The following is a 25,534-nucleotide window of genomic DNA, read 5'->3' on the forward strand; positions in this document are numbered from 1 at the left end:
TTTATGGGCTAGTATTTTCGCAAATGAACATTAATGTTCGAATTCAAATATTACGAAAAGAACCCGAGGCCAGCCGATGCCCACTTCCACCTTGCCTACGCCCCCTCTCGCCGAGATTTACGATATCGCCGTCATTGGCGGTGGTATCAACGGCGTGGGGATTGCCGCGGACGCTGCCGGTCGCGGTCTTTCGGTGTTCCTTTGCGAAAAGGACGACCTGGCCAGCCACACATCGTCGGCCAGCAGCAAGCTGATCCACGGCGGCCTGCGCTACCTCGAACATTACGAATTCCGTTTGGTGCGTGAAGCACTGGCCGAGCGCGAAGTGCTGCTGACCAAGGCCCCGCATATCGTCAAGCAAATGCGCTTCGTGCTCCCCCACCGCCCGCACCTGCGTCCGGCCTGGATGATTCGCGCCGGCCTGTTCCTCTACGATCACTTGGGCAAACGTGAGCAGCTCGCCGGCTCCAAGAGCTTGAAGTTCGGTGCAGATAGCGCCTTGAAAAGCGAAATCACCAAAGGCTTCGAATACTCCGACTGCTGGGTCGATGACGCGCGGCTGGTGGTGCTCAACGCCATGGCGGCCCGGGAAAAAGGCGCGCATGTCCACACCCGTACCCGCTGCGTTAACGCCCGCCGCAGCAAAGGCCTGTGGCATCTGCATCTGGAGCGCGCCGACGGCAGCCTGTTTTCGATACGCGCCAAGGCCCTGGTGAACGCCGCCGGCCCGTGGGTCGCCAAGTTCATTCGCGATGACCTGAAGATGGAATCGCCCTACGGCATCCGCCTGATCCAGGGCAGCCACTTGATCGTGCCGAAACTCTACGAAGGCGAGCACGCGCACATTCTTCAAAACGAAGACCAGCGCATCGTGTTCACCATTCCATACCTGAACCAGTTCACCCTGATCGGCACGACCGACCGTGAATACACCGGTGACCCGGCCAAAGTGGCCATTACCGAAGGCGAAACCGATTACCTGCTGAAAGTGGTCAACGCGCACTTCAAGAAGCAGATCAGCCGCGACGATATCCGGCACAGCTATTCCGGTGTGCGCCCGCTGTGCAACGACGAATCCGACAACCCGTCGGCCGTCACCCGCGACTACACCCTGGCGCTCTCCGGCAGTGGTGAAGAAGCCCCGTTGCTGTCGGTGTTTGGTGGCAAGCTGACCACCTATCGCAAACTGGCCGAATCGGCCATGGCGCAGCTGGCCCCGTATTTCACGCAGATGCGTCCGAGCTGGACCGCCATAGAAGCCCTCCCTGGCGGCGAAAACATGACCACCCCGCAGGCACTCTGCTCGGCGATCCGCGACAAGTTCGACTGGCTGCCGACCGACATCGCCCGGCGCTGGGCCACCACCTACGGCAGCCGCACCTGGCGCATGCTCGAAGGCGTGCACAGTCTCGGCGATCTGGGTGAGCACATCGGTGCAGGTCTTTACACTCGGGAAGTCGACTACCTGTGCAGCGACGAATGGGCCGTCGATGCCCAGGACATCCTGTGGCGCCGCAGCAAGCTGGGGCTGTTCACCACTGCGGTCGAACAGGAAAAGCTGCAGCAGTACCTGAGTAAAGTTGAGCAAAACCGTCGCAAGATCGAAGCGGCCTGATCGGTTAACCGCTTACATGAAAGCCCCTGAATCTGTCGATTCAGGGGCTTTTTGCTATCTGGCGTCCACCGATACCCCCTGTGGGAGCGAGGCAGGCCCAAGCCATTCGGTTTTCCGAACAGAACCCGCCAGTCAATTCGGCTAACCGGATAATCAAGCCGCCAAAAACCTGAAACAAAACATTAATTTTATTTTAAAACAACAAGTTACGATAGCAGCCCTGGCCTGGCACGAGTCATGCTCTACACTCCGGGAGACGAATGCCTGGACGCCAACACAACAGGAGCTACCGAGCATTCGAAGCACTCAGGGCCGACGAACCGGCTAAATAAGAAAAACAATGTCGAGGAAATATAGATGCGCATCGTTCCCCATCTCCTGGGCGCAGCCATTGCTGCTGCTCTGATCAGCACTCCGGTTTTCGCAGCCGAACTGACCGGCACGCTGAAAAAGATCAAAGAGTCCGGCGTCATCACGCTTGGCCATCGCGACGCCTCCATTCCGTTCTCCTACATCGCGGACGCTTCCGGCAAGCCGGTCGGCTATTCCCACGACATCCAGCTGAAAGTCGTCGAAGCGATCAAAAAAGACCTGGATCTGCCGAACCTGCAGGTCAAATACAACCTGGTCACCTCGCAAACCCGTATCCCGCTGGTGCAGAACGGTACCGTGGACCTGGAGTGCGGCTCCACCACCAACAACGTCGAGCGTCAGCAGCAAGTTGACTTCTCCGTGGGCATCTTCGAGATCGGCACCCGCCTGCTGTCCAAGAAAGACTCCAAGTACAAGGATTTCGACGACCTCAAGGGCAAGAACGTCGTGACCACCGCCGGCACCACGTCCGAGCGCATCCTCAAGGCGATGAACGCCGACAAGCAGATGGGCATGAACGTTATCTCCGCCAAGGACCACGGCGAATCCTTCCAGATGCTGGAATCGGGTCGTGCCGTTGCGTTCATGATGGACGACGCCCTGCTGGCAGGTGAAGCAGCCAAAGCCAAGAAAGCCGACGATTGGGCCGTGACCGGTACCCCACAGTCCTACGAAATCTACGGCTGCATGATGCGCAAGGGCGACGAGCCGTTCAAAAAGGCTGTCGATGACGCCATCAAGGCCACCTACGCGTCGGGCGAGATCAACAAGATCTACGAAAAATGGTTCATGCAACCTATCCCGCCAAAAGGCCTGAACCTGAACTTCCCGATGAGCGACGAACTCAAGGCACTGATCGCCAAGCCGACCGACAAAGCGGCTGACGACAAGAAATCCTGATTTCTGACTAACCTTATCCCCTGGAAGAGCCCGGCTCTTTCAGGGGATGGTCACTCCCTGCTGGCATATTCTGGAAACACTCGAACCGGTGGCTGTCGAGCCGATCGCGTGTGCCCGACCCTCAAGTCGGGACGGGAACGGAGTTTCCCCAGGCGGGCACTTGTACATCGAACGATCTGAGGGGAGACCCTAATGAATTACAACTGGGACTGGGGCGTGTTCTTCAAGTCCACCGGCGTGGGCAGCGAGACCTATCTCGACTGGTACATCGCCGGCCTGGGCTGGACCATCGCCATCGCCGTCGTGGCCTGGATCATCGCCCTGCTGCTGGGCTCGGTACTGGGCGTGATGCGCACCGTGCCGAACCGGCTGGTGTCGGGTATCGCCACTTGCTACGTGGAACTCTTCCGTAATGTGCCGCTGCTGGTTCAGCTGTTCATCTGGTACTTCCTGGTGCCGGACCTGCTGCCCGCCGATATGCAGGAGTGGTACAAGCAGGACCTGAACCCGACCACCTCGGCCTATCTGAGCGTCGTCGTGTGCCTGGGCCTGTTCACCGCCGCCCGGGTTTGCGAGCAGGTGCGCACCGGTATCCAGGCGCTGCCCCGTGGCCAGGAATCCGCGGCCCGTGCCATGGGTTTCAAGCTGCCGCAGATTTACTGGAACGTGCTGCTGCCCCAGGCCTACCGGATCATCATTCCGCCGCTTACCTCGGAATTCCTCAACGTCTTCAAGAACTCCTCCGTGGCCTCTCTGATCGGCCTGATGGAGCTGCTCGCGCAGACCAAACAGACCGCCGAGTTCTCCGCCAACCTGTTCGAAGCCTTCACCCTGGCGACGCTGATCTACTTCACCCTGAACATGAGCCTGATGCTGCTCATGCGCATGGTCGAGAAGAAGGTCTCGGTGCCCGGCCTGATCTCCGTGGGGGGTAAATAATGGAATTCGATTTCAGTGGCGTCATCCCGGCCATTCCCGGTTTGTGGAACGGCATGCTGATGACCCTCCAACTGATGGTCATGGGCGTCATCGGCGGGATCATCCTGGGGACGATCCTGGCGCTGATGCGCCTGTCCCATAACAAGCTGGTCTCCAACATCGCTGGCGCCTACGTCAATTACTTCCGCTCGATCCCGTTGCTGCTGGTGATCACCTGGTTCTACCTGGCGGTGCCGTTCGTGTTGCGCTGGATCACCGGCGAAGATACCCCGATCGGTGCGTTCGGCTCCTGCGTCGTGGCCTTCATGATGTTTGAAGCTGCGTATTTCTGCGAAATCGTCCGGGCCGGCGTGCAGTCGATCGCCAAGGGCCAGATGGGCGCCGCCCAGGCACTGGGGATGAATTATGGCCAGACCATGCGCCTGATCATCCTGCCCCAGGCGTTTCGCAAGATGACCCCACTGCTGTTGCAACAAAGCATCATCCTGTTTCAGGACACCTCGCTGGTCTACACGGTCGGCCTGGTGGACTTCCTCAATGCTTCGCGGGCCAATGGCGACATCATCGGCCGCTCCAATGAGTTCCTGATCGTCGCAGGTCTCGTGTACTTCACAATCAGCTTTGCCGCCTCGCTGCTGGTCAAGCGTCTGCAAAAAAGGTTCGCCGTATGATCTCTATCAAGAACATCAACAAGTGGTATGGGGACTTCCAGGTACTGACCAATTGCAGCACCGAGGTCAGCAAGGGTGAGGTTGTGGTGGTGTGCGGCCCTTCGGGTTCGGGCAAATCCACGCTGATCAAGTGCGTGAACGCCCTGGAACCGTTCCAGAAAGGCGACATCGTGGTCGACGGCACGTCCATCGCCGACCCGAAGACCAACCTGCCGAAACTGCGTTCGCGCGTGGGCATGGTGTTCCAGCATTTCGAACTGTTCCCGCACCTGACCATCACCGAAAACCTGACCATCGCGCAGATCAAGGTGTTGGGCCGCAGCAAGGAAGAGGCCACCAAGAAAGGCCTGCAATTGCTTGAGCGGGTCGGTCTGTCGGCCCATGCCCACAAACACCCGGGCCAACTGTCTGGCGGCCAGCAGCAGCGCGTGGCGATCGCCCGTGCCCTGGCGATGGATCCGGTGGTGATGTTGTTCGATGAACCGACCTCGGCCCTTGACCCGGAAATGGTCAACGAAGTGCTCGACGTGATGGTGCAACTGGCCCACGAAGGCATGACCATGATGTGCGTGACCCACGAAATGGGCTTCGCCCGCAAAGTGGCGAACCGGGTGATCTTCATGGACCAGGGGCAGATCATCGAAGACTGCAAGAAGGAAGAGTTCTTCGGCGACATCAGCGCCCGCTCCGAACGTGCGCAGCATTTCCTTGAGAAAATCCTGCAGCACTAAACAACACGCACCGCTCCTGTGGGAGCGAGCTTGCTCGCGATAGCGGACTGCCAGTCAACATCATTGTAGGCTGATCAGCAGTCATCGCGAGCAAGCTCGCTCCCACAAGGATCCAGTGTTGGTTTGTCGATTTGTGTTGTGGTTGACCCAAGGCTTCTGTGATGAAATGCGACCCCACCCTCTATCGCGCCGCGCCGCCATCACTTGCCGTGAAACCTCGCCTGATCCGCCATCTGTTCCTGCCGCCGCTGGTCATCGCCCTGATGATCGGCCTGGGTTATCTCGGCTTCTGGATCAGCGAGCACTACGGCGTTCGCGGCCTCGCCGAGAACGGCGAGCGCCAGTTGGAGCTGCACGCCCGCGCGGTGGAGAGCGAGATCAGCAAGTACACCTACCTGCCCAGCCTGCTGGAGCTTGAGTCCAGTGTTTCGCAATTGCTCGACGACCCGACGCCCGAACATCGCAAAACCGTCAACGAATACCTCGAAGGCCTGAACCGGCGCAGCCGCAGCCGGGCCATCTATGTCATGGACACCACCGGCCGGGTCATGGCCACCAGTAACTGGCGCGACGTCGACAGTTACCTGGGAGAAGACCTGTCCTTCCGCGCCTATTTCCAGAACGCCGTGCGCGGCCAGCCGGGGCGCTTCTACGGCATCGGCAGCACCAACGGCGAGCCCGGCTATTACCTGGCCCATGGCTTGGAACAACAGGGCAAGATCATCGGCGTCGCCGTGGTCAAGGTGCGCCTCGAAGCCTTGGAAGAACGCTGGCAGCGCGCGCGCCTGGAAGCGTTCGTCAGTGACGAGAACGGCATCATCATCTTGTCCAGCGACCCGGCGCGGCGGCTCAAGTCCGTGCGCCCGCTCAGTGATGAGACCAAGGAGCGCCTGGCCCGCAGCCTGCAGTACTACTGGTTTCCGCTGAACGAACTGGTGCCCCTGGCCAGGGAACGACTGGCCGAAGGCATGGAGAAGCTGACCTTCCCGGCCAACACCGAACTGGTGTCCGACGAACGCGCCATCAGCTACTTGTCCCAGACCCGGCCCCTGAGTGACACGCCGTGGAATTTCACCCTGCTGACCCCGCTTGAAGACCTGCGTCGCCAGGCGATCAACCAGGGCATCCTGGTGGCGGTGGCGTTCGCCCTGGTGGCGTTCCTGCTGATTGCCTGGAACGAACGGCGCAAGGTCATTGCTACCCGCCTCGCCGCCCGGGAAGCCTTGCAACAAGCCAACAATCAGCTCGAGCGTCGGATTACCGAACGCACCACCGACCTGCGGGCCAGCAACGAACGCCTCAAGGGCCAGATCCGCGAGCGGCGACAGGCCGAAGAGACCTTGCGCCGGGCCCAGGACGAACTGGTGCAGGCCGGTAAACTGGCGGCCATCGGCCAGATGTCCACCAGCATCGCCCACGAACTCAACCAGCCGCTGGCGGCACTGCGCACCTTGTCCGGCAATACCGTGCGCTTCATGGAACGCGGTCAATTGGATATCGCCAGCGCCAACCTCAAGACCATCAACGATTTGATCGACCGCATGGGCCGCATCACCGCCAGCCTGCGCTCCTTTGCCCGGCGCGGGGACGACCAGGGCCAGGCCAGCCTCGGCAAGGGCGTCGAGGCCGCGCTGCAACTGCTCGGCGCACGCCTGGAAAGCTTGAACATCCAGATCCATTCCAGTTTCGACGACGTCCAGGTGCAAATCGACCAGACGCGCCTGGAGCAGATCCTGGTGAACCTGATCGGCAACGCCCTGGACGCCATGCAGACCCAACCCGAGCCGCATCTGTGGCTCGAAGGCCAGGCCGGCGACGGCAAATATCGCCTGCGCGTGCGCGATAACGGCCACGGCATCGATCCAGAAGCACGCAAGCATCTGTTCGAACCCTTCTTCACCACCAAACCCGGCGAACAAGGCCTGGGTCTGGGCCTGACGCTCTCCGCCAGCCTGGCCGCCGCCACGGGTGGCTACCTGGGCGTCGAGCACCCGGTCGAGGGCAATGGAACCACGTTTGTCCTCAGTTTACCGTTGGTAAGCCTTTTACCTGCCGAGCCGCTATGAACAACGACCTGAGCGTACTGATCGTCGAAGACGACCCCCATGTCCTGCTGGGCTGCCAGCAGGCGCTGACCCTGGAAGACATTCCCTGCGTCGGCGTGGGCAGCGCCGAAGAAGCCCTGGAGCGGGTCGGCGATGACTTTGCCGGCATCGTCATCAGCGATATTCGCCTGCCAGGCATCGATGGCCTGGAGCTACTGACACGCCTCAAGGCACGGGACCGCAGCCTGCCGGTGGTGTTGATCACCGGGCATGGCGACATCTCCATGGCGGTCGGCGCCATGCAAAAAGGCGCCTACGACTTCATGGAGAAACCCTTCTCCCCGGAACGTCTGGTGGACGTCGCCCGCCGCGCCCTGGAACAGCGCAGCCTGGCCCGTGAGGTCTCCTCCTTGCGCCGGCAACTGGCCGAGCGCGATACCCTGGAAGGCCGGATCATTGGCCGTTCACCGGCCATGCAGCACCTGCGAGCGCTGATCGCCAACGTCGCCGATACCTCGGCCAACGTGCTGATCGAAGGCGAAACCGGCACCGGCAAGGAATTGGTCGCCCGCTGCCTGCATGACTTCAGCCGCCGCCACGAAAAACAATTCGTCGCGCTGAATTGCGGCGGCCTGCCGGAGAACCTGTTCGAAAGCGAGATTTTCGGCCACGAGGCCAACGCCTTTACCGGCGCCGGCAAACGTCGGATCGGCAAGATCGAACACGCCGACGGCGGCACGCTGTTTCTCGATGAAGTGGAAAGCATGCCCCTGCCCTTGCAGATCAAACTGCTGCGGGTGTTGCAGGAACGCACTCTCGAACGCCTGGGCTCAAACCAGAGCGTCGCGGTGGATTGCCGGGTGATTGCCGCCACCAAGTCCGACCTGGACGAAATGGGCCGGGTTGGGCAGTTTCGCAGCGACTTGTATTACCGCCTCAACGTGGTGACCCTGGAACTGCCCCCCCTGCGCGAACGACGCGAAGACATCCTGCAATTGTTCAAGCACTTTCTCCAGCAATCGTCCCTGCGCTTCGACCGTACGGTGCCGGAGCTGGATAACCAGACGCTGTCGAACCTGATGAGCCACGACTGGCCGGGTAACGTGCGCGAACTGCGCAACGTCGCCGAGCGCTACGCCCTCGGTTTACCCGCCTTCAAGAAGTCCGGAGCCAGCAGCGGCAACCAGAGCCTGGCCTTTGCCGAAGCAGTAGAAGCTTTCGAGCGCAATTTGTTGGTGGACGCGCTGCAACGCAGCGGTGGCAACCTGACCCAGGCCAGCCTGGAATTGGGCATGGCCAAGACCACGCTGTTCGACAAAGTCAAAAAGTATGGCCTGAGCCATTAACCGGGGCGTAAACCTGTGGACTTGATTTTCAAGGCGGCGCTGGGTGCGGCCGTGGTGGTCATCCTGGCGATGCTGGCCAAGACCAAAAACTATTACATCGCCGGGCTGGTGCCGCTGTTCCCGACATTCGCCCTGATCGCCCATTACATTGTCGGCAAAGGCCGCTCGGTAGAGGACCTGAAGACCACCATCGTGTTTGGAATGTGGTCGATCATTCCGTATTTCGTCTATCTGGCGACGCTGTATGTAATGGTCGACCGCATGCGCCTGGAGGCGTCCCTGGCCGTGGCGGCGGTGGCATGGCTGATGGCCGCGACGGTGCTGGTCAGCGTCTGGGTGAGGGTTCACGGCTGATGGTGCCCGGCAGGAGCCGTCGCGGGCTCCTGCACGGTGAAGGGTGGATCAGTACCCGACGGTGAACCGCTCCCGCGAAAACTGCGGCGTTTCCACTTCATCGATCATCGCGATGGCGAAATCGGCAAAGCTGATCCAACTGCGTCCGGCATCGTCGAACAACAGGTGATCCTTGCCGAGACGAAACTGCTCCGTGCGCTCGGTTTCGACGAACTCCGCCGAAGGCGAGAGGAAGGTCCAGTCCAGGTCCTGCTCCTTGCGCAGCACGTCGAGGAACAACGCACCGGCGCTGGCTTCGGCAAGGTATTCCTCCGGGAAGCCCTCGCTGTCGATCACCCGGCTGTTGTCCGGCAGCAACAACGAACCGGCCCCGCCCACTACCAGCAGCCGCTTGACCCCAGCGGCCTTCAGTGGCGCGATGAGCTTGTCGGCTGGCACGCTGGCAAAGTGGGCCGCGCTGATCACCACGTCATGACCGGTGACGGCTGCGATCAAGGCCTCGCTGTCCAACACGTCCAACTGCTGGCAGACCACCCCGGCCCTTTCGCCGATTTTTGCGGTATTGCGGGCAATGGCCGTCACGCTGTGACCACGACGCAGGGCCTCTTCCAACAGTTGGCTGCCGGCCCGACCGGTGGCGCCGATGATTGCGATTTTGCTCATGATGTTCTCCAGTGATTAGCGATGTTTGAAATGAATGCTCTTGGGGTTCCGATCACAGATCGGGTTTCACCACTTCATCTCCCCCTTGGCCACCTTGGCACTGAGTTCCAGAGAGCTGTCTTCGCCCAGGTTCGGGTAGCGTTGCTTCATGGCGGCGATCAGCGCGGCGGAGTCCTTGGCCCGAGCGGTTTCCTCGTCGAAGGCCTTGATGTAGCCGGCGGTGAATGTCACCGGGGCCAGGGACCGGGCACTTTCACCCAGGTAATGGCCGGGGATCACAGTGTTCGGTTGCAACTTTTCAATGCCCGCCAGCGTCGCCAACCAATCTTGGTGAGATTTCGGCGTCTGGGTGTCGGCCATCCAGACGTGAATGTTCTCGGCCACCACCACGCCGCCGACCACCGCCTTGATCGATGGAATCCACACAAAGCTACGGTCCGGCTGCGGGCCATCAAGACCGACGATCTGCAAGCGTTTGCCTTCCAGGGTCAGGCTGTCGCCCTTGAGGACCTGAGGCACGATGGCTTTGCCTGGCGCGTCAGTTTTCAGGATCGGCCCCCAATATTTCAGCTTGCCGTCCATGGTGTGCTGAATGTGCTCCACGGTCGGCGCGGATGCCAGGACCTTGGCCTCAGGGAAGGCGGTGGTCAGGGTTTCCAGACCAAAATAGTAGTCGGGATCACCGTGACTGATGTAGATCGTGGTCAATCGCTTACCACTGGCGCGGATCTTTTCCACAACCTGTTCGGCTTGGGATTTGCCGAACTGGGCGTCCACCAGGATCGCTTCTTTTTCGCCGCTGACCAAAACCGAGGTCACCGGAAAAACCGCCGCCGCGCCTGGATTGTAGACATCGAGCGTAAGGTCGGCTGCCCAGGTGTGGGCCGCGAAAGCCATCGAGGCAGTTGCCAGCAGCAGGCGCTTGAGTGGGGTAAATCCGGTCATGTGTGCTCCATTGTCGAAATGCCCGAAAGGCGATGAGACTGAGCTTAGTTACCTGATTCATTCTAAAAAATGCGATGCTGAAACATAGTTTGTTTCTAAAACCGGGCTAATCATGGATCGTCTACAAGCAATGCGGGTGTTCGTCACGGTGGTGGACCTGGGCAGCCAGTCGGCGGCGGCCGAGCACCTGGACCTGTCACGCCCGGTGGTATCGCGTTATCTCGCAGAGCTGGAGGACTGGGTCGGTGCCCGGCTGATGCACCGCACCACCCGCAAGCTGAGCCTGACGGCCGCAGGTTCCGAGATCCTGCCGCGCTGTCGACAGATGCTGGAGCTCTCTGGCGACATGCAAGCAGCGGTCACCACTCAGGGCGATGCGCCACGAGGCATGCTGCGCATCAGTGCCAGCACCTCGTTCGGCCAGGCCCAATTGGCGGCCGCCATGACCGAGTTCGTCGTGCGCTACCCAGGGGTGAGCGTCGACCTGCAAATGCTCGACCGCACCGTGAACCTGGTGGACGAGCGCATCGACCTGGCGATCCGCATGAGCAACGACCTGGACCCGAACCTGATCGCCCGTCGCCTCACAGTCTGTCGCTCGGTGATCTGCGCCTCGCCCGGTTACCTGCGTGAGCACTCGACACCGCTGCGCGTGGAAGACCTGAGCCGGCACAACTGCCTGACCCACTCCTACGTCGGCAAGAGCCTTTGGCATTTCGAGCAGGACGGCGAGCAGGTTTCGGTGCCGGTGCAAGGTAATATCAGCGCCAACGAAGCCAGCACATTGCTTCAGGCCACGATAGCCGGCGCCGGCGTGGCGATGCTGCCCAGCTATCAGGCCGGCACCCACATCAAGAACGGCGAACTGATCCGCCTGCTGGCCCACGCCGAACCCCGGCAGATGAACATGTACGCGGTGTATGCATCCCGCAAACACATGCCGTCGGCGCTGCGCAGCCTGCTGGATTTTTTGGTGCTGCGGTTTCCCGAGAGGCCGGAGTGGGATGTGGGGTTATAGCTGCCTCCCACAGGGGATCTCTGTACGATCTCAAGCTTTTCACCAGGATTTCACCAATAGCCCGCCCCAAGGCATACTTGCCACCCTCCGCATTCCAGAACCCAAAACCGCCCCATGCGTATCCACGTCAGTTTCATCGACCGCGTCGGCATCACCCAGGAAGTCCTGGCGTTGCTCGGTGGGCGCAATCTCAATCTGGATGCGGTGGAGATGGTGCCGCCCAACGTCTACATCGACGCCCCGACCCTCAGCCCGCAAGTGCTGGACGAGTTGCGCGAGGCGCTGTTCAGCGTGCGGGGCGTGGAGGCGGTGACCGTGGTGGACATCCTGCCGGGCCAGCGCCGGCACTTGCAGCTCGATGCCCTGCTCGCGGCCATGACCGATCCGGTGCTGGCGCTGGACAGCGCCGGCAAGGTGTTGCTCGCCAACCCGGCGTTGATCGCCCTGTACGGTCGTGAGCCGGCCGGGGAAAGCGTCGCCGAACTGTTCGCGGACGAAGCGCTGTTGGGCGCCCTGCTGGAGAATGGTTTCCGCCTGCCGCTGCGGGAAATCACCCTCAACGGCCAGACCTTGCTGCTGGACGCCACCCCCATCACGGACGCCGGCGCCCTGCTGACGCTCTATCAGCCGAACCGCATCGGCGAACGCCTGTCGGCGCTGCACCACGACCACGCCGAAGGCTTCGACGCGCTGCTCGGTGAATCCCCGGCGATCCGCACCCTCAAGGCCCGGGCCCAGCGGGTCGCGGCCCTGGATGCACCGCTGCTGATCCAGGGTGAAACCGGCACCGGCAAGGAGTTGGTGGCCCGGGCCTGTCACGCCATCAGTGCCCGTCACAGTGCGCCGTTTTTGGCCCTCAACTGCGCCGCGCTGCCGGAGAACCTGGCCGAAAGCGAACTGTTCGGCTACGCCCCCGGCGCCTTCACCGGCGCGCAACGGGGCGGTAAGCCGGGGCTGATGGAGTTGGCGAACCAGGGCACGGTGTTCCTCGATGAGATCGGTGAGATGTCGCCGTACCTGCAAGCCAAGCTGCTGCGCTTCTTGAACGACGGCAGCTTTCGCCGGGTCGGCGGCGACCGGGAAATCAAGGTCAATGTGCGGATCCTCAGCGCCACTCACCGCAACCTGGAAAAAATGGTCAGCGAAGGTTCGTTCCGCGAAGACCTGTTCTATCGCTTGAACGTGCTCAACGTCGAAGTCCCACCGCTGCGTGAGCGCGGCCAGGACATTCTGCTGTTGGCGCGTTATTTCATGCAGCAGGCCTGCGCGCAGATCCAGCGCCCGGTCTGCCGCCTGGCTCCCGGCACCTACCCGGCACTGTTGGGTAATCGCTGGCCGGGCAACGTGCGGCAATTGCAGAACGTGATCTTCCGCGCCGCCGCCATCTGTGAAAGCAGCCTGGTGGACATCGGCGACCTGGACATCGCCGGTACTTCCGTGGCGCGTCAAGGCGATGTGGAAGTCGAAAGCCTGGAACAGGCCGTGGAAAGCTTCGAGAAACACCTGCTCGAAAGCCTTTACGTCAACTATCCCTCCACCCGCCAACTCGCCAGCCGCCTGCAGACCTCCCACACCGCGATCGCCCACCGGTTGCGCAAGTATGGGATTTCCGGGAAGCCGTAGCCTTACGCGGTCGAATGTGGGAGCGGGCTTGCTCGCGAAGGTGGTGTGACAGTCAATGGGATATCGATTGACCCACCGCCTTCGCGAGCAAGCCCGCTCCCACAAGGAATCTCCAGTGGCTTCAAAACCGAGCCAAAACCGACCTCCACCTGTACTGAAAGCGCTACAGTGGAACGTTATCGCTACAGCAGCCGCTAAGCAGCGCCAAGTAAGGCTTTGATCCCACAACGATTTTATCCAGGCCTGCAACTGTAGCGATTTCGCTACAACCGCATTCATTCGTCTCGCAAAAAAATCAACCAACGCATTGATTTATAAACACTTATCAACATTGGCCGTATTCTTGCTAAGGGTATAGCCATTCGGCCGGGCCAAGCCCCGCGCCTTTCTTCGCGTCCACCAGACGAATCTGGCCCCAGGAGTTTCCATGAGCGAGTTGCGTTTCACTGAAGATCACGAATGGCTGCGCACTGAAGCCGACGGCAGCGTTACCGTCGGTATTACCGCGTTTGCCCAGAACGCCTTGGGCGATGTGGTCTATGTTCAGTTACCGGAACTGCAAAGCTACGACAAGGGTGCCGAAGCCTCCACCGTGGAATCGGTGAAAGCGGCCAGCGGCGTCTACATGCCACTGGACGGTGAAGTGCTCGAAATCAACCCGGCCCTGGAGAGCAATCCGGAACTGGTCAACGAAGATCCGCTGGGCGAAGGCTGGTTTTTCCGCTTCAAGCCCGCCGACGCCGCCCAAGTTGACCAACTGCTGGATCAGGACGCCTACGACCGCCTGATCAAAGCCAACGCCGAAGCCTGAGGAGCGCAACATGACCGTTAATCTCGGCACCGCCAACGAATTCATCGCCCGCCACATCGGCCCGCGGGCCAGCGACGAGCAAGCCATGCTCGAACGCCTGGGCTACGACTCCCTGGAAGCGTTGAGCGCCAGTGTCATCCCGGAAAGCATCAAGGGCACCAGCGTGCTGGACATGGGCGACGGCCAGAGCGAAGCCGATGCGCTGGCCTCGATCAAAGCCATTGCCGCCAAGAACCAGCTGTTCAAGACTTACATCGGCCAGGGCTACTACAACTGCCATACGCCGGCGCCGATCCTGCGCAACCTGCTGGAAAACCCGGCCTGGTACACCGCCTACACGCCGTACCAGCCTGAAATTTCCCAGGGCCGTCTCGAAGCGTTGTTGAACTTCCAGACCCTGATCAGCGACCTCACCGGCCTGCCGATCGCCAACGCTTCCTTGCTCGACGAAGCCACCGCAGCCGCCGAAGCCATGACCTTCTGCAAGCGCCTGAGCAAGAACAAGGGCAGCAATGCGTTCTTCGCTTCCCGCCATTGCCATCCGCAGACCCTCGACGTACTGCGCACCCGTGCCGAGCCCCTGGGCATCGACGTGGTGGTCGGCGATGAACACGAATTGAGCGACGTCAGCGGCTTCTTCGGCGCACTGCTGCAATACCCGGCCAGCAACGGCGACCTGTTCGACTACCGTGAACTGACCGAACGCTTCCACGCCGGCAACGCCCTGGTGGCGGTCGCAGCGGACCTGCTGGCCCTGACCGTGCTGGCGGCGCCAGGTGAATTCGGCGCCGACGTGGCCATCGGCAGTGCCCAACGCTTCGGCGTGCCACTGGGTTTCGGCGGACCGCACGCGGCGTATTTCTCCACCAAGGATGCTTTCAAGCGCGACATGCCGGGCCGTTTGGTCGGTGTTTCCGTGGACCGCTTCGGCAAACCGGCCCTGCGCCTGGCGATGCAGACCCGCGAGCAACACATCCGTCGCGAGAAAGCCACGAGCAACATCTGCACCGCCCAGGTGCTGCTGGCCAACATCGCCAGCATGTACGCCGTGTACCACGGTCCCAAGGGCCTGGTGCAGATTGCCAACCGCATCCACCACTTGACCGCGATCCTCGCCAAGGGCCTGGGCGCGTTGGGCTTGAACGTCGAGCAAGAAAGCTTCTTCGACACCCTGACCCTGCACACCGGCGCGCAAACCGCCGCCCTGCACGACAAGGCCCGCGCCCAGCGCATCAACCTGCGCGTGGTGGACGCTGAACGCCTGGGCCTGTCCCTGGACGAGACCACCAACCAGGCCGACGTTGAAGCACTGCTCCGTTTGATAGGCAGCCTGTTGGCCGACGGTAAGGCACTGCCGGACTTCACTGCGCTGGCCGCCACCGTGCAAAGCCGCATCCCGGCCGAACTGGTGCGCCAGTCGGCGATCCTCAGCCACCCGGTGTTCAACCGCTACCATTCTGAGACCGAGCTGATGCGCTACCTGCGCAAGCTCGCCGACAAGGACCTGGCCCTGGATCGCACCATGATCCCGCTGGGCTCCTGCACCATGAAACTCAACGCCGCCAGCGAAATGATCCCGGTGACCTGGGCCGAGTTCGGCGCCCTGCACCCGTTCGCCCCCGCCGAGCAAAGCGCCGGCTACCAGCAACTGACTGACGAACTGGAAGCGATGCTCTGCGCCGCCACCGGCTATGACGCGGTGTCGCTGCAACCCAACGCCGGCTCCCAGGGCGAATACGCCGGCCTGCTGGCGATCCGTGCGTATCACCAGAGCCGTGGCGAAGACCGTCGCGATATCTGCCTGATCCCGTCCTCGGCCCACGGCACCAACCCGGCCACCGCCAACATGGCCGGCATGCGTGTGGTCGTGACCGCCTGTGATGCCCGCGGCAACGTCGACATCGAAGACCTGCGCGCCAAGGCCATCGAGCACCGCGAACACCTCGCGGCGCTGATGATCACCTACCCGTCCACCCACGGCGTGTTCGAAGAAGGCATCCGCGAAATCTGCGGCATCATTCATGACAACGGCGGCCAGGTGTACATCGACGGCGCCAACATGAACGCCATGGTCGGCCTCTGCGCCCCAGGCAAGTTCGGCGGCGACGTGTCCCACCTGAACCTGCACAAGACCTTCTGCATCCCCCACGGCGGTGGTGGCCCGGGCGTCGGCCCGATTGGCGTCAAATCCCACCTGGCACCGTTCCTGCCTGGCCATGCCAACATGGAACGCAAGGAAGGCGCGGTGTGCGCGGCGCCGTTCGGCAGCGCGAGCATCCTGCCGATCACCTGGATGTACATCCGCATGATGGGCGGCGCCGGCCTCAAGCGCGCTTCGCAACTGGCGATCCTCAACGCCAACTACATCGCCCGGCGCCTGGAAGAGCACTACCCGGTGCTCTACTCCGGCAGCAACGGCCTGGTGGCCCACGAATGCATCCTCGACCTGCGTCCGCTCAAGGACAGCAGCGGCATCAGCGTCGATGACGTGGCCAAGCGCCTGATCGACTTCGGTTTCCACGCCCCGACCATGTCGTTCCCGGTGGCCGGCACGCTGATGATCGAGCCGACCGAAAGCGAATCCAAGGAAGAACTGGACCGCTTCTGCGACGCCATGATCTGCATCCGCGAAGAAATCCGCGCGGTAGAAAACGGCAGCCTGGACAAAGACGACAACCCGCTGAAAAACGCCCCGCACACCGCCGCGGAAATCGTCGGCGAGTGGACCCACCCCTACAGCCGCGAACAGGCGGTATACCCGGTGGCGTCGTTGATCGACGGTAAATACTGGCCGCCGGTGGGCCGGGTCGACAACGTGTTCGGCGACCGCAACCTGGTCTGCGCCTGCCCGTCGATCGAAAGCTACGCTTGACCTGTGGAGGGGGCGGGTTTGCCCGCCCTCTCAACAACACCGCATATCCCCTTGTGGGAGCGAGCAAGCCCGCTCCCACATTGGATCTACGCCAAACTCATATTCGTCGATCCTCATAAAAAGAAACCGGAGAAACACCATGTCGTTAAGCGTGTTCGACCTGTTCAAGATCGGCATCGGCCCTTCCAGCTCCCATACGGTCGGCCCGATGCGTGCCGCCGCCCGTTTCGCTGAAGGGCTGCGTCGTGATGACCTGCTCAATGTCACCACCAGCGTCAAGGTCGAGCTCTACGGCTCACTTGGCGCCACCGGCAAAGGTCACGGCAGCGACAAAGCCGTGCTGCTGGGCCTGGAAGGTGAGCACCCCGATACCGTGGATACCGAAACCGTCGATGCCCGCCTGCAAGCGATCCGCAGCAACGGTCGCCTGAATCTGCTCGGCGAGCACGCCATCGAATTCAACGAAAAACTGCACCTGGCGATGATCCGTAAGCCGCTGGCCTTTCACCCCAACGGCATGATCTTCCGTGCCTTCGATGCCGCGGGCCTGCAAGTGCGTAGCCGCGAGTACTACTCGGTGGGCGGCGGTTTTGTCGTCGACGAAGGCGCGGCCGGCGCCGACCGTATCGTCGAAGATGCCACGCCCCTGACCTTCCCCTTCAAAAGCGCCAAGGACCTGCTGGGCCATTGCACCACCTACGGCCTGTCCATCAGCCAGGTGATGCTGACCAACGAAAGCGCCTGGCGCCCCGAAGCCGAAACCCGCGCCGGCCTGCTGAAGATCTGGCAGGTCATGCAGGATTGCGTAGCCGCCGGCTGTCGCAACGAAGGGATTCTGCCGGGTGGGCTGAAGGTCAAGCGCCGCGCAGCGGCGCTGCATCGCCAGCTGTGCAAGAACCCCGAAGCCGCGCTGCGCGATCCACTGTCAGTGCTGGACTGGGTCAACCTGTACGCCCTGGCGGTCAACGAAGAAAACGCCTACGGCGGGCGCGTCGTCACTGCGCCTACCAACGGCGCGGCAGGGATCATCCCGGCCGTGTTGCATTACTACATGCGCTTCATCCCCGGCGCCAATGAGGATGGCGTGGTGCGCTTCCTGCTGACCGCCGCCGCCATCGGCATCCTGTACAAGGAAAACGCCTCCATCTCCGGCGCCGAGGTCGGCTGCCAGGGTGAAGTCGGCGTGGCCTGCTCCATGGCCGCCGGTGCCCTCTGCGAAGTGCTGGGCGGTACGGTGCAACAAGTGGAAAACGCCGCCGAGATCGGCATGGAACACAACCTCGGCCTGACCTGCGACCCCATCGGCGGCCTGGTGCAGGTGCCATGTATCGAGCGCAACGCCATGGGCTCGGTGAAAGCCATCAATGCGGTGCGCATGGCCATGCGCGGCGACGGGCATCACTTCGTCTCCCTCGACAAAGTCATCCGCACCATGCGCCAGACCGGCGCCGACATGAAAAGCAAATACAAGGAGACCGCCCGCGGCGGTCTGGCGGTCAACATCATCGAATGCTGATGCGCGCTTGCCTCACTTCCACATTTTCCAGGAGCTGATATGTCCACCGAACAACTGCTGAAAACCCCGCTGCATGCGCTGCACCTCGAACTCGGCGCGCGCATGGTGCCATTCGCCGGCTACGACATGCCGGTGCAGTACCCACTGGGCGTGATGAAAGAACACCAGCACACCCGCGACCAGGCCGGGTTGTTCGACGTCTCCCACATGGGCCAGATCCGCCTGACCGGCGCAGGTGCTGCCAAGGCTCTGGAAACCCTGGTGCCGGTGGACATCATCGACCTGCCAGTGGGCATGCAGCGCTACGCCATGTTCACCAACGACAACGGCGGCATCCTCGACGACCTGATGGTCGCCAACCTGGGTAACGACGAGCTGTTCCTGGTGGTCAACGCGGCGTGCAAGGATCAGGACCTGGCGCACCTGCGCGCCCATATTGGCGAGCAGTGCAGCATCGAACCGCTGTTCGAAGCCCGTGCCCTGCTCGCCCTGCAAGGCCCGGCCGCCGTCACCGTGCTCGCCCGCCTGGCGCCGGACGTGGCGAAGATGACCTTCATGCAGTTCCAGCGCGTCACGCTATTGGGCGTGGACTGCTTTGTCAGCCGTTCGGGCTACACCGGTGAAGACGGTTTCGAAATCTCCGTACCCGCCGCCGACGCGGAAAAACTCGCCCGCGCCTTGCTGGCCGAGCCGGAAGTCGCGGCCATCGGCCTCGGCGCCCGTGACTCCCTGCGCCTGGAAGCCGGCCTGTGCCTCTATGGCCACGACATGAACACCGAGACGACACCGATCGAAGCCAGCCTGCTGTGGGCCATTTCCAAAGTGCGCCGTGCCGATGGCGCTCGCGCCGGTGGTTTCCCCGGGGCTGAGAGCGTGTTCGCCCAACAACAGGGCAGCGTGAAGCGCAAACGCGTCGGCCTGCTGCCCCAGGAACGCACACCGGTGCGTGAAGGCGCGGAGATCGTCAACGAAGCCGGCGAGATCATCGGCTCTGTGTGCAGCGGCGGTTTCGGCCCCACCTTGGGCGCTCCGCTGGCGATGGGTTACCTGGACAGTGCCTATGTAGCGCTGGATACGCCGGTCTGGGCCATTGTGCGTGGGAAAAAGGTGCCTTTGCTTGTAAGCAAAATGCCATTCGTTCCACAGCGCTACTACCGCGGCTGATTGGTTGTTTCTATAAGTAACGCGGTTGCGTTATACGTGCACTAATGTGTCACGCAACCGCCATAAAAGGGTGCATATCTTTAGACACTCAACCGACCTTATAACGATCGTAAACAATTGAACTAGCCTATCGAATAAGCCCTGCTCCGCAAGCGGCATAAATGCTGGCCAGCTGAGCAAATACGGGCCTTGCAGGGGGGTTGTTTTTTTATTCGAAGTTGGCGTAGAGTTTGGTCACTGTGTTTGCATGGGTCGCTTGGAATCGTGACCTGGGCAGTAGCTTATGAAGTTCGCTACATCCCGTTCGACGTCTCTTACTTTCCTGCAACCCAGCCCCAGTACTCTTTCATGTGAAAGAGGCTGTCATCAATTTTAGCGTCAAAGGAAATAAGAAAATGTCTCAACGTCAGAGCGGTACCGTCAAGTGGTTCAACGACGAGAAGGGTTTTGGTTTTATCACGCCTGAAAGCGGTCCGGATCTGTTCGTGCATTTCCGCGCCATCCAGGGCAATGGCTTCAAGAGCCTGAAAGAAGGCCAGAAAGTCACCTTCGTTGCCGTGCAAGGCCAGAAAGGCATGCAAGCTGACGAAGTACAAGCCGAAGCCTAAGGCTTTCGCGAACTAAAAAGCCCCTGATTGATATCAGGGGCTTTTTTATGGGCGTAAATCCGTAAAATGGCTTCTTTTTTCGTCCGAGGCCGTCATGCCGAAACACCTGCTCACCCCCCAGGGCGACTTCCCCCCCGTAGGCCTTGGCCGTCGCCTGGCCGCGATGTTCTATGACTTTTTGCTGTGCACGGCGCTGCTGATCGTCACCAGCGGCGTCTACAAGATGATCCAGATGGCGATCATCGGCGAAGAAAAAATGCGCGCCCTCACGGAAGCGGGCGCCTTGGACGGCGACCCGTTGCTGTCCACCGTGCTGCTTTTCGTGCTGTTCGGCTTCTTCGCCAAGTTCTGGACCCACAACGGCCAGACCCTGGGCATGCAGGTGTGGTGCATCCGCGTACAGAACGCCGATGGCACGGCCATCACCCTGTGGCAGGCGCTGTTGCGCTTTGTGGTGTCGATCGCGTCATTGCTGCTGGTGGGGCTGGGCTTTATCTGGGCGCTGTTCGACAAGCGCAAGCGCAGCTGGCATGACATCTACTCGGATACGCAGTTGGTACGGGTTCCCAAGAAGACCAAGTGAAGCCACCACCAGACCCCGTGGCGAGGGAGCTTGCTCCCGCTCGGCTGCGAAGCAGTCGTAAGAGGCTTGTGCGATCTATCTGAAGATATCGGGTGCTGACAAGAGGGGCTGCTTCGCAGCCCAGCGGGAGCAAGCTCCCTCGCCACAAAAAGCCTCATAGACCTCAAGGCCTTCCCAAGCTTCAAGCCCCTCTATAAGCCTCAAGACCTTCGAAAGTCTCAAGCCTCCCAACAATCAGGCATTCCCCGCCAGCTTCATCCGCGCGGCCTGGGTAAAATCCAGCATGCGCTTGAGCGGGCGAATGGCCTGGGGGATCAGCGCCGGGTCGACGAAGATCTCGTTGGTGCCCTCCTGCAAGCTCTTGAGGGTGCGTTCCAGGGTGTTCATCGCCATCCACGGGCAGTGCGCGCAACTGCGGCACGCCGCGCCGTTACCGGCGGTAGGGGCTTCGATGAAGACCTTGTCCGGGCACAGCTGCTGCATCTTGTAGAAAATCCCGCGGTCGGTGGCGACGATCAGGGTCTTGTTCGGCAGGCTCTGGGCCGCGGCGATCAACTGACTGGTGGAGCCCACCGCGTCGGCCAGCTCAATCACCGCCGTTGGCGACTCCGGGTGCACGAGGATCGCGGCGTCCGGATACAGCGCCTTCATGTCCTCCAACTGCTTGGACTTGAACTCTTCGTGGACGATACAGGCGCCGTCCCAGAGCAGCATATCGGCGCCGGTCTTGCGCTGGATGTAGGTGCCCAAATGCTTGTCCGGGCCCCAGATGATGGTCTCGCCGTTGTCCATCAGGCTCTCGACGATTTCCAACGCACAGCTGGACGTCACCACCCAATCGGCCCGGGCTTTGACCGCCGCCGAGGTATTGGCGTACACCACCACGGTGCGCTCCGGATGCTGGTCGCAGAAAGCAGAGAACTCATCCACCGGGCAACCCAGGTCCAGGGAGCAGGTGGCTTCCAGGGTCGGCATCAACACACGTTTTTCCGGGTTGAGGATCTTCGCGGTCTCACCCATGAACTTGACCCCCGCCACCACCACGGTCTTGGCCGGATGGGCGTTGCCGAAGCGGGCCATTTCCAGGGAGTCGGACACGCAACCGCCGGTCTCTTCGGCCAGGGCCTGGATGATTGGGTCGCAATAGAAGTGCGCGACCAGCACCGCGTCCTGAGCCTTGAGCTCGGCGGCGATGGCGGCGCGGTACCAGGCCTCTTGCTCGGCGCTCAGCGGTTTGGGCTGCTTGGCGTCGAGGTGGGCCTGGACCAGAAGGCGTTCGGAAATTTGCGTCATGTTCGCAAGACCTGCAAGCGCGTTTTGCGCGAAAGTCGAGTATACACCCGGCTCCGGACCACTCGGGTACCGCCGGGAAAGTGGGTATCAATCAGGCACGGGACAGCGTGAAGCCGGCAAGGCTACAGAATATCCCGTCGATGCAAAAGATCATTCTGACCTGTGCCCGCCCACAGAACCGGACGGGGTCCACTGTGGGCTCCCTCCCCCCCGCCAAGCTGACTGAAATGTAATCACCCGCCGCGCCGGCTTATGTCATCTTCTTTTCAAACCTGCACAGGGAACTGTTCCTGTGCTCGCTGCGAATCGACTGACGGATTTCCATCGATGCAAACAAAAACTTCCCGGCGAACCTTCGTCAAAGGCCTGACTGCCGGCGGCATCCTCGGTGGCCTGGGGTTATGGCGCTCGCCCGTCTGGGCGGTGACCAGCCCCGGCCAACTCAACGAAATGACCGGCACCGAATTCGAGCTGTTCATCGGCGAAAGCCCGGTCAATTTCACCGGCCGTCCGCGCACAGCCCAAACCATCAACGGTGGCATTCCCGGCCCGCTGCTGCGCTGGCGCGAAGGCGACACCGTGACCCTGCGGGTGCGCAATCGCTTGAAGGACGCCACCTCCATCCATTGGCACGGTATTTTGCTGCCGGCCAACATGGACGGCGTTCCCGGGCTGAGCTTCAAAGGCATCGAGCCCGACGGCATGTATGTCTATCAGTTCAAGGTCCGTCAGAACGGCACTTACTGGTACCACAGCCACTCCGGCTTCCAGGAGCAATCGGGGGTCTATGGCCCGCTGGTGATCGACGCCAGGGAACCCGAGCCTTTCCAGTACGAGCGGGACTATGTGGTGATGCTCAGCGACTGGACCGACGAAGACCCCGGCGCCATCATCCGCAAGCTCAAGAAACAGTCGGACTACTACAACTACCACAAGCGCACCGTCGGCGACTTCATCGACGATGTGAGCAAGAACGGCTGGGCCGCCACCGTAGCGGATCGCAAGATGTGGGCCGAAATGAAGATGAACCCCACGGACCTGGCCGACGTCAGCGGTGCCACCTACACCTATCAGATGAACGGCCAGGCGCCGGATGGAAACTGGACCGGCCTGTTCAAACCTGGCGAGCGGCTGCGCCTGCGCTTGATCAACGGTTCGTCCATGACCTATTTCGATGTGCGCATTCCCGGCCTGAAAATGACCGTGGTGGCGTCCGACGGACAGTACGTCAAGCCAGTGAGCGTCGATGAGTTGCGGATCGCCGTGGCCGAGACCTACGACGTCATCATCGAACCCAGCGCAGAGGCCTACACCTTGTTCGCCCAGTCGATGGACCGCACCGGATACGCCCGCGGCACCCTCGCCACCCGGGCTGGCCTTTCGGCGCCGGTGCCAGCGCTGGACCCACGACCGCTAGTGACCATGGACGACATGGGCATGGGCGGCATGGACCATGGGGCGATGCAGGGCATGTCGGGGATGGACGACAGCCAGATGCAGGGCATGGATCACAGCCAGATGCAGGGCATGGACGACATGGCCGGCATGGACCACGGTTCCATGCAAGGCATGGGCGACATGCAGTCCCATCCGGACACCGAGAAAGACAACCCGCTGGTGGACATGCAGGCCATGAGCGTCAAGCCCAAGCTCGACGACCCGGGCATGGGCCTGCGCAACAACGGACGCAAGGTGCTGACCTACGCCGACCTGCGCAGCACCTTTCCCGACCCGGACGGCCGTGATCCGGGGCGAACCCTCGAATTGCACCTGACCGGGCACATGGAGAAATTCGCCTGGTCGTTCAACGGCGTGAAATTCTCCGACGCCGCGCCGCTGCTGCTCAAGTACGGCGAACGCCTGCGCATCGTGCTGATCAACGACACCATGATGACCCACCCCATTCATCTTCACGGCATGTGGAGCGACCTGGAGGACGAAAACGGCCAGTTCATGGTGCGCAAACACACCATCGATGTGCCACCGGGTTCCAAGCGCAGCTACCGGGTCACCGCCGATGCCCTGGGGCGCTGGGCGTATCACTGCCATCTGCTGTTTCACATGGAGATGGGGATGTTCCGTGAAGTTCGGGTGCAGGAATGAGGAGCCCAGCATGAGCATTATGACTAAACACCGCACCCTGCCCGTGGCTGTCATTGCCAGCCTGACCCTCGGCACCACCGCCTCGGCCTGGGCGGCGGGCAACGATATGCAAGGCATGGATCACAGCCAGATGCCGGGGATGGACCACAGCCAGATGCAAGGCATGGATTCGATGCAGGGCATGGAACCGATGCAATCGGCGCCGACCACCAGCCGCACGCCGATCCCCGAACTGACCGCCGCCGACCGCGCCGCCGTCTACGAGGATCATGGCGGACATGCGGTGCATGACAGCGCCATCAATTCGTTTTTCCTGATTGACCAGCTGGAATGGCAAGACGCCGATGACGGCAGCGCCCTGAGCTGGGACGCCTCCGGTTGGATCGGCGGCGATATCGACCGCTTGTGGTTGCGCTCCGAAGGTGAACGCCTCAATGGCAAGACCGAAGAGGCGGAACTTCAGGCGCTGTGGGGACACGCCATCAGCCCTTGGTGGGACGTGGTCGCCGGCGTACGCCAGGACTTCAAGCCTGGCGATCCGCAAACCTGGGCCGCCTTCGGCGTGCAGGGCATGGCGCTCTACAACTTCGAAGCCGAGGCCACCGCATTCATCGGTGAGGGTGGCCAGAGCGCGGCGCGCCTGGAAGGCGACTACGACATACTACTGACCAATAGATTGATCCTGCAGCCCACCGCCGAGGTCAATTTTTATGGCAAGAACGATCCTGCCCGCGGCGTCGGTTCGGGGCTGTCGGACACCGAACTCGGCGTGCGCCTGCGTTATGAAGTCCGTCGTGAATTCGCACCATACATTGGCGTCACCTGGAATCGGGTCTACGGCAACACCGCCGACTACGCCCGGGAAGAAGGCGAAGACCGCAGCGAAGCGCGCCTGGTGCTGGGCCTGCGCATGTGGTTCTGACCCGCTGATCTGTTCCACTAAAAACTAAAAAACCGAGCTGTAGGAGTCCTTGCATGTCATTACTCAAAACCGCTGTTGTTGCTGTCACGCTGTCCGCCGGCCTGTTGCTCAGTGGCTTGGCCCAGGCCCATCCGAAACTGCTGTCCTCTACCCCCGCCGAAGGTGCGGACGGGGCTGCACCGGCAAAAATCGAACTGCATTTTTCGGAAAACCTGATGACCAAGTTTTCCGGCGCCAAGCTGATGATGACTGAAATGCCCGGCATGGCGGCCCATTCGCCGATGCCCATGCCAGCCAAGGTGTCCGGCAGCGATGACCCCAAGACCATGGTCATCATCCCGAACACCCCGCTCAGCGCAGGCACCTACCAGGTGCAGTGGCGCGCGGTGTCATCCGACACTCATCCGATCACCGGCAACGTCACGTTCAAGGTGAAGTGA

The 25,534-nt window shown here is 61.6% G+C and carries 22 protein-coding genes; 19 read left to right on the forward strand and 3 right to left on the reverse strand.

Translation table 11 applies throughout. The features are described 5' to 3' along the window. The first annotated feature begins 76 nt into the window (after nucleotides 1–76). The 8 genes from glpD (at nucleotide 77) to EPZ47_RS23340 (ending at nucleotide 8,973) form a co-directional block, all read left to right on the forward strand. Nucleotides 77–1,615, forward strand: a complete 1,539-nt coding sequence (gene glpD / locus EPZ47_RS23300; RefSeq protein ID WP_135846881.1) for a glycerol-3-phosphate dehydrogenase — start codon at nucleotides 77–79, stop codon at nucleotides 1,613–1,615. Nucleotides 1,616–1,972: 357 nt separating this feature from the next. Continuing rightward, nucleotides 1,973–2,887, forward strand: a complete 915-nt coding sequence (locus EPZ47_RS23305; RefSeq protein WP_135846882.1) for a glutamate/aspartate ABC transporter substrate-binding protein — start codon at nucleotides 1,973–1,975, stop codon at nucleotides 2,885–2,887. Between the two features lie 192 nt (nucleotides 2,888–3,079). Continuing rightward, nucleotides 3,080–3,826 (forward strand): amino acid ABC transporter permease, encoded by a 747-nt coding sequence (locus tag EPZ47_RS23310; RefSeq protein ID WP_135846883.1) that lies wholly within the window; start codon nucleotides 3,080–3,082, stop codon nucleotides 3,824–3,826. Beyond that, nucleotides 3,826–4,497, forward strand: a complete 672-nt coding sequence (locus tag EPZ47_RS23315) for an amino acid ABC transporter permease (protein ID WP_135846884.1) — start codon at nucleotides 3,826–3,828, stop codon at nucleotides 4,495–4,497. The genes EPZ47_RS23310 and EPZ47_RS23315 overlap by 1 nt, the downstream gene beginning before the upstream one ends. Next, a complete protein-coding gene (locus tag EPZ47_RS23320) occupies nucleotides 4,494–5,228 on the forward strand; it encodes an amino acid ABC transporter ATP-binding protein (protein WP_003204983.1) in 735 nt (244 codons plus the stop codon). Before EPZ47_RS23315 ends, EPZ47_RS23320 begins: the two co-directional genes overlap by 4 nt. A gap of 161 nt (nucleotides 5,229–5,389) precedes the next feature. Next, nucleotides 5,390–7,294, forward strand: coding sequence for a two-component sensor histidine kinase AauS (gene aauS / locus EPZ47_RS23330; protein ID WP_135846886.1), 1,905 nt, complete (start codon nucleotides 5,390–5,392; stop codon nucleotides 7,292–7,294). Further along, nucleotides 7,291–8,619 carry a two-component response regulator AauR gene (aauR, locus tag EPZ47_RS23335; protein ID WP_135846887.1) on the forward strand — a complete coding sequence of 443 codons (1,329 nt, stop codon included), beginning with the start codon at nucleotides 7,291–7,293 and terminating at the stop codon, nucleotides 8,617–8,619. Before aauS ends, aauR begins: the two co-directional genes overlap by 4 nt. A gap of 24 nt (nucleotides 8,620–8,643) precedes the next feature. Continuing rightward, nucleotides 8,644–8,973 (forward strand): GlpM family protein, encoded by a 330-nt coding sequence (locus EPZ47_RS23340; protein ID WP_178084330.1) that lies wholly within the window; start codon nucleotides 8,644–8,646, stop codon nucleotides 8,971–8,973. Nucleotides 8,974–9,021: 48 nt separating this feature from the next. Here EPZ47_RS23340 and EPZ47_RS23345 read toward each other — a convergent pair whose 3' ends face one another. Both EPZ47_RS23345 and EPZ47_RS23350 read right to left on the reverse strand, forming a co-directional pair. Continuing rightward, nucleotides 9,022–9,636, reverse strand: coding sequence for an NAD(P)-dependent oxidoreductase (locus EPZ47_RS23345; protein WP_135846889.1), 615 nt, complete (start codon nucleotides 9,634–9,636; stop codon nucleotides 9,022–9,024). A 66-nt stretch (nucleotides 9,637–9,702) separates the two neighbouring features. Next, nucleotides 9,703–10,581, reverse strand: a complete 879-nt coding sequence (locus EPZ47_RS23350; RefSeq protein ID WP_135846890.1) for an MBL fold metallo-hydrolase — start codon at nucleotides 10,579–10,581, stop codon at nucleotides 9,703–9,705. 112 nt (nucleotides 10,582–10,693) lie between these two features. Here EPZ47_RS23350 and EPZ47_RS23355 point away from each other — a divergent pair, with 112 nt between their 5' ends. The 8 genes from EPZ47_RS23355 to EPZ47_RS23390 all read left to right on the forward strand — a co-directional run bounded on the left by EPZ47_RS23355 (nucleotide 10,694) and on the right by EPZ47_RS23390 (nucleotide 20,776). Further along, nucleotides 10,694–11,599, forward strand: coding sequence for a LysR family transcriptional regulator (locus EPZ47_RS23355; protein WP_135846891.1), 906 nt, complete (start codon nucleotides 10,694–10,696; stop codon nucleotides 11,597–11,599). Nucleotides 11,600–11,713: 114 nt separating this feature from the next. Continuing rightward, nucleotides 11,714–13,222 carry a sigma-54-dependent transcriptional regulator gene (locus EPZ47_RS23360; protein ID WP_135846892.1) on the forward strand — a complete coding sequence of 503 codons (1,509 nt, stop codon included), beginning with the start codon at nucleotides 11,714–11,716 and terminating at the stop codon, nucleotides 13,220–13,222. Nucleotides 13,223–13,649: 427 nt separating this feature from the next. Next, nucleotides 13,650–14,033 (forward strand): glycine cleavage system protein GcvH, encoded by a 384-nt coding sequence (gene gcvH / locus EPZ47_RS23365; protein WP_135846893.1) that lies wholly within the window; start codon nucleotides 13,650–13,652, stop codon nucleotides 14,031–14,033. Nucleotides 14,034–14,043: 10 nt separating this feature from the next. After that, entirely contained in the window at nucleotides 14,044–16,905 is a 2,862-nt protein-coding gene (gene gcvP / locus EPZ47_RS23370; protein ID WP_135846894.1) for an aminomethyl-transferring glycine dehydrogenase, read from the forward strand. A gap of 139 nt (nucleotides 16,906–17,044) precedes the next feature. Further along, nucleotides 17,045–18,421: an L-serine ammonia-lyase gene (locus EPZ47_RS23375; RefSeq protein ID WP_135846895.1), complete on the forward strand. Its 1,377-nt coding sequence runs from the start codon at nucleotides 17,045–17,047 to the stop codon at nucleotides 18,419–18,421. A 39-nt stretch (nucleotides 18,422–18,460) separates the two neighbouring features. Further along, nucleotides 18,461–19,585: a glycine cleavage system aminomethyltransferase GcvT gene (gcvT, locus tag EPZ47_RS23380; protein WP_135846896.1), complete on the forward strand. Its 1,125-nt coding sequence runs from the start codon at nucleotides 18,461–18,463 to the stop codon at nucleotides 19,583–19,585. A gap of 395 nt (nucleotides 19,586–19,980) precedes the next feature. Continuing rightward, the gene (locus EPZ47_RS23385) at nucleotides 19,981–20,193 is read left to right on the forward strand and encodes a cold-shock protein (RefSeq protein ID WP_003175786.1); all 213 of its coding nucleotides are present in this window, start codon (nucleotides 19,981–19,983) and stop codon (nucleotides 20,191–20,193) included. Between the two features lie 94 nt (nucleotides 20,194–20,287). Continuing rightward, nucleotides 20,288–20,776: an RDD family protein gene (locus EPZ47_RS23390; RefSeq protein ID WP_135846897.1), complete on the forward strand. Its 489-nt coding sequence runs from the start codon at nucleotides 20,288–20,290 to the stop codon at nucleotides 20,774–20,776. Nucleotides 20,777–21,010: 234 nt separating this feature from the next. Here the strand turns inward: EPZ47_RS23390 and nadA are convergent, their stop codons facing one another. Continuing rightward, nucleotides 21,011–22,069, reverse strand: a complete 1,059-nt coding sequence (gene nadA, locus EPZ47_RS23395; protein ID WP_135846898.1) for a quinolinate synthase NadA — start codon at nucleotides 22,067–22,069, stop codon at nucleotides 21,011–21,013. A gap of 327 nt (nucleotides 22,070–22,396) precedes the next feature. Between nadA and EPZ47_RS23400 the strand changes: the two genes are divergently transcribed. Genes EPZ47_RS23400 through copC form a run of 3 tightly spaced genes read left to right on the forward strand, consistent with a single transcriptional unit; the run spans nucleotide 22,397 to nucleotide 25,534 of the window. Continuing rightward, entirely contained in the window at nucleotides 22,397–24,172 is a 1,776-nt protein-coding gene (locus EPZ47_RS23400) for a copper resistance system multicopper oxidase (RefSeq protein WP_135846899.1), read from the forward strand. Nucleotides 24,173–24,191: 19 nt separating this feature from the next. Next, nucleotides 24,192–25,094 carry a copper resistance protein B gene (locus EPZ47_RS23405; protein WP_135848056.1) on the forward strand — a complete coding sequence of 301 codons (903 nt, stop codon included), beginning with the start codon at nucleotides 24,192–24,194 and terminating at the stop codon, nucleotides 25,092–25,094. Nucleotides 25,095–25,147: 53 nt separating this feature from the next. Then, complete coding sequence (copC, locus tag EPZ47_RS23410; protein WP_135846900.1) at nucleotides 25,148–25,534, forward strand: copper homeostasis periplasmic binding protein CopC; 387 nt, start codon at nucleotides 25,148–25,150, stop codon at nucleotides 25,532–25,534.

The sequence above is a fragment of the Pseudomonas viciae genome (genome assembly GCF_004786035.1).
GTDB classification, from domain to species: Bacteria; Pseudomonadota; Gammaproteobacteria; order Pseudomonadales; family Pseudomonadaceae; genus Aquipseudomonas; species Aquipseudomonas viciae.

Excerpts from the sequence above, each read along its gene's own strand:
- glpD (WP_135846881.1), top strand. The coding sequence starts at position 77 with ATGCCCACTTCCACCTTGCCTACGCCCCCTCTCGCCGAGATTTACGAT.
- EPZ47_RS23305 (WP_135846882.1), top strand. The coding sequence starts at position 1,973 with ATGCGCATCGTTCCCCATCTCCTGGGCGCAGCCATTGCTGCTGCTCTG.
- EPZ47_RS23310 (WP_135846883.1), top strand. The coding sequence starts at position 3,080 with ATGAATTACAACTGGGACTGGGGCGTGTTCTTCAAGTCCACCGGCGTG.
- EPZ47_RS23315 (WP_135846884.1), top strand. The coding sequence starts at position 3,826 with ATGGAATTCGATTTCAGTGGCGTCATCCCGGCCATTCCCGGTTTGTGG.
- EPZ47_RS23320 (WP_003204983.1), top strand. The coding sequence starts at position 4,494 with ATGATCTCTATCAAGAACATCAACAAGTGGTATGGGGACTTCCAGGTA.
- aauS (WP_135846886.1), top strand. The coding sequence starts at position 5,390 with ATGAAATGCGACCCCACCCTCTATCGCGCCGCGCCGCCATCACTTGCC.
- aauR (WP_135846887.1), top strand. The coding sequence starts at position 7,291 with ATGAACAACGACCTGAGCGTACTGATCGTCGAAGACGACCCCCATGTC.
- EPZ47_RS23345 (WP_135846889.1), bottom strand. The coding sequence starts at position 9,636 with ATGAGCAAAATCGCAATCATCGGCGCCACCGGTCGGGCCGGCAGCCAA.
- EPZ47_RS23350 (WP_135846890.1), bottom strand. The coding sequence starts at position 10,581 with ATGACCGGATTTACCCCACTCAAGCGCCTGCTGCTGGCAACTGCCTCG.
- EPZ47_RS23355 (WP_135846891.1), top strand. The coding sequence starts at position 10,694 with ATGGATCGTCTACAAGCAATGCGGGTGTTCGTCACGGTGGTGGACCTG.
- EPZ47_RS23360 (WP_135846892.1), top strand. The coding sequence starts at position 11,714 with ATGCGTATCCACGTCAGTTTCATCGACCGCGTCGGCATCACCCAGGAA.
- gcvH (WP_135846893.1), top strand. The coding sequence starts at position 13,650 with ATGAGCGAGTTGCGTTTCACTGAAGATCACGAATGGCTGCGCACTGAA.
- gcvP (WP_135846894.1), top strand. The coding sequence starts at position 14,044 with ATGACCGTTAATCTCGGCACCGCCAACGAATTCATCGCCCGCCACATC.
- EPZ47_RS23375 (WP_135846895.1), top strand. The coding sequence starts at position 17,045 with ATGTCGTTAAGCGTGTTCGACCTGTTCAAGATCGGCATCGGCCCTTCC.
- gcvT (WP_135846896.1), top strand. The coding sequence starts at position 18,461 with ATGTCCACCGAACAACTGCTGAAAACCCCGCTGCATGCGCTGCACCTC.
- EPZ47_RS23385 (WP_003175786.1), top strand. The coding sequence starts at position 19,981 with ATGTCTCAACGTCAGAGCGGTACCGTCAAGTGGTTCAACGACGAGAAG.
- EPZ47_RS23390 (WP_135846897.1), top strand. The coding sequence starts at position 20,288 with ATGCCGAAACACCTGCTCACCCCCCAGGGCGACTTCCCCCCCGTAGGC.
- nadA (WP_135846898.1), bottom strand. The coding sequence starts at position 22,069 with ATGACGCAAATTTCCGAACGCCTTCTGGTCCAGGCCCACCTCGACGCC.
- EPZ47_RS23400 (WP_135846899.1), top strand. The coding sequence starts at position 22,397 with ATGCAAACAAAAACTTCCCGGCGAACCTTCGTCAAAGGCCTGACTGCC.
- EPZ47_RS23405 (WP_135848056.1), top strand. The coding sequence starts at position 24,192 with ATGACTAAACACCGCACCCTGCCCGTGGCTGTCATTGCCAGCCTGACC.
- copC (WP_135846900.1), top strand. The coding sequence starts at position 25,148 with ATGTCATTACTCAAAACCGCTGTTGTTGCTGTCACGCTGTCCGCCGGC.